Here is a 3,541-nt window from a genome sequence, read left to right as displayed (position 1 = left end):
GGATGCATCTGTCTCGGAATAGACCCAGAGACCGTCAAGCACCTGAACCCGGTCTTCCGAGCCGAGTGCCTCCAGCCGTCTGCGTCATAGGTCAGGACAGAGTGGCCGGACGTGGGCGCCGGGGGGGCAAAGACGGCCGCCGTGTCACTGCCGGAAGCAAGCCGCTTCGGAGTCGAGACAAAGTTCCAGCCGGACTTCAGGTCAAGCGTATCATCTTGGGGGGGATCGGAACCCCCCACGCCTGATTACGGTCACGGACGTTACGAGGGAATTATTATCCTCATCCTCTTCCCCTCCGCTGCTTACCAGGCAGTCAGTTCATACGTGCTCGCAGACGCAGGTCTCCAGACAAAGTTCACCTCGGTTGCAGCACCGGGTTCAAGACTTCCCACCTCCGTCACTCCGATCTCCGTTCCTTCCGCAGAGAGTGAGAGCGTAAAGGCATCGGATACCTCACTGCCCCGGTTGGCAACACTCAGACCGATTGTATTGTTCTCCCCTGCAAAGACCTGAGCTGGCAGAATAAATTCTTCCGGCACGAGATCAGGCGTACGCGATAGTTCCACAACCACACTCTCAAAGACCGAGCCTCTCGGATAGATTGAGAGCACCTCCTTGTTGTCATCGGAAATCTCTGCAACTGGCATGAACTCCATCAATACCGTTTCATTCTCTGCATCCAGATGCACCCTTGTATATCCAAGGGTATTCTCCAGACTGTTCTGGTAGCCGGTGGCCTTCTCCTCGGTCAGCGTGTACATCGGGCCACCGCCAGTTGCTGCCACTACGTACTGGATGCCATTGACCAGATATCGCTGGTATGAGTGGACGTGGCCATTGAAGACCGCATTCACATCATTTTCCTCGAAGACCGGACCCCCCCAGAGATCGCGGAAGTTCAGCCATCCGCCGGGATGACGGGTGCCGGAACTGTATGGCGGATGGTGGAAGGCCGCAAATTTCCAGGGGGGGTCGGTGTTCGATGCAAGATCGTTTCTGAGCCAGGCGGTCTGCTCAGTCATCCGGGAACCGGAGATATCACTGGAATCAAGCATCGTGAAGTGTGCATCACCACAGTCAAAGGAGTACCACGGAGGCATATCAAAGGCCTCGTAGTAGGTGACTCCGTCATCAATCTCTTCATGATTACCGGTGATGGGATAGATGGTCGTATTCGCAAGCATCGCCCCCCCTCCGGCTGCAAAGAACCGGTTCCATTCCTCAGGATTTTCCGGGTCGCCTACGGTGTCGCCCACATGGAGCACAAAAGTGACATCCGTCTCCTCCTCTGCAATCCTGTCGGCAACAAGTTTGTGCCGCTCAAGCTGGGTAAAGGTCGGCAGCTGCTCCTGTGAATCGCCATAGACGATGAAATCAAAGGAACCCGACTCGGGGGGGAATGTCCTGAAGCTGTGATCCCCGGTCACATTCACCCCGGCCGTCACCTGGTAGTGGTAGGTCATTCCGGGCATAAGACCGGTCAGGCGCACATGATGGAGCAGGGACACCTCATCGCTGGACACACTCCGGCCATAGCCACGGGAGAAATAGTCCGCCTCAATGGCGTAGTCCACCTGTCCGATCGATGGTATATCGGTCTTCCAGCTGATGGTCGCTTCCGTTCCTGTTGTTTTAGTGATGTACGGTCCATGCACGATCTGCTCCCGCGGAAGGATTTCGTATTCACTGAGACATGCAACCAGAGGATAGTAGTCATGGTCAGTTGCAGAGGCATTGTAGACCATCTCGCCGACCCCGTCGCCGTCGGCATCGGTTCCGGTGTAGTAATCAGAGTAGTAATTGCCGAGATAGCCGTAATGGAGGGTGCCATTGTAGATATAGTCAACCGGCCCCCCCGGCGTGTTGGCGGTGTTGTTCGACGATTTATAGCTTGTCCAGCCTGCCTGATTTGCCGGTGCGTCCCCCCCAGGTGGTTCAGGTAGATGGAGTTTTTGTTTGCCCAACCAGTCTGTAACCCACACGACGTGCACTGGAGGCAGGTGTTGTTGACAACGGTGTTTTCCGTGCTGGACTGAATTTTTATACCAACCTTGCTCTGTGTCACCCAGTTGTCAGAAACAAGGTTGCCATTGGAGGAATCATACAGGAAAATCCCATGATCCATTCCGGATATACAATTCCCAGAGATAACAGAGTTTTTGAGAGTATAACACTGGCAGTCACCAGTAACCGTGTTATTCGAGATGGTGCTATTCAATCCTCCGAGTATGAATATGGCGTAAGATCCTCTTCCGGCCATTTTTGGGGGGGGATCGACGATGGTGTTTCCCTCAATCCTGAAGTCAGAAGAACCTCTCGTTTGTATTCCGCCATATTCATTCCCGGAAATATCACAGTCCACTATCGTGGTCCCGGAAGAACCGAAGATATACATTCCGTACTTCTTGCAGTCATTCGTCTCAGACGCCCGGATCTCTGAGCCTGACGATTCTTCCACAAAAATGTTGTATTGGGTGTTATCCGAAGCCGTGCAATGCACAAGTGTCGTATCCTCTGCCCCCCCGCACAGCTTAATGCCATTGAGTGAATTCCCGGATGAGAGACAGCCATCAACTAGCGAGTCCCTGGTGTTATTCACCAGAATACCATTCAGGGAATTCATATCCGCAGCACAGTCACGGAGAACACTATCCCCCCCGGCAGCCTCCAGAACAAGTCCGATATAATTGCGGGTGGATGTGATATTGCTGACGATGCAGTGTTGCACCCCATTCACCAGAAGACCGGCAGATCCGGTACTGGTTGCTCCGGTCACGGTAAAACCGTCTACAACAACATTCCCAACAGTCACCTCAATCGCACTCCTGCCCGAATCAGCCGCGGCAACGGTCGCTCCCTCTTCTGACAGAAGAGAGAGACGCTTGCCAACCCTGACATTCTCGGTATAGGTTCCCTCACGAACCATGACGGTGTCACCCGGATTGGCGGCAATGATTGCCTCCTGAATCAAAGTGAAATCCCCCGCACCACCGGCATCGACAAAGATAGTCTTGGGTTCGGGCGGGGGGGCCTCTCCCACCGTCACGGTCGCCTGTCCGGATATCCCGCCTGACGTTGCGGAAATTTCAGTCGTTCCCTCAGCCAGCGCCGTGAAAAGTCCGTTCACGTCCACGGTTCCGACAGACGTATCGGCACATGACCAGGTGACCGGAACACCCGCCATCAACTTCCCATACTGATCCTTTGCAAGAGCAGTAAACTGCCGGGTCGTACCACTCACGAGGCTTGCCTCAGAGGGCAGAACCGTGATTGTGGTCAGGATCGGCTGATTGGTCACAGTAATATAATCCTTTTTTGTCCAGGACGCCGAACCTTCCGCGTTCGTCACCGTCAGGGTGACCGTGTAGGTGCCGGATTTGGTGTACTCATGCACCGGGTTCTGATCGGTTGAGGTGACCGTGTCACCAAAGTCCCAGTGCCACCCGGTCGGAGCGTCAGTGGATGTCTCCGGGGTAAACGCAACCGTAAACGGGGCACAGCCAGAGGTCTGGTCTGCGTCAAAAAATACTCTGAAGAGGGG

At 54.6% G+C, this 3,541-nt stretch carries 3 protein-coding genes; all 3 read right to left on the bottom strand.

The annotated features are described in order from the left end of the window. Positions 1–239: hypothetical protein (locus JCM10550_RS19390; protein ID WP_157200406.1), on the bottom strand; the 239-nt coding region annotated here is incomplete at its 3' end. Between the two features lie 63 nt (positions 240–302). Continuing rightward, positions 303–1,583, bottom strand: coding sequence for a metallophosphoesterase (locus JCM10550_RS23960; RefSeq protein ID WP_245619423.1), 1,281 nt, complete (start codon positions 1,581–1,583; stop codon positions 303–305). Next, a partial coding sequence (locus JCM10550_RS21010) for a right-handed parallel beta-helix repeat-containing protein (RefSeq protein ID WP_157200404.1) occupies positions 1,481–3,541 on the bottom strand: 2,061 nt, incomplete at its 5' end. The genes JCM10550_RS23960 and JCM10550_RS21010, both read right to left, overlap by 103 nt.

Origin of the sequence: Methanogenium cariaci JCM 10550 (assembly GCF_001315945.1) — an archaeon.
Classification (GTDB): domain Archaea; phylum Halobacteriota; class Methanomicrobia; order Methanomicrobiales; family Methanomicrobiaceae; genus Methanogenium; species Methanogenium cariaci.
This window is presented reverse-complemented; position numbering and strand designations above follow the sequence as displayed.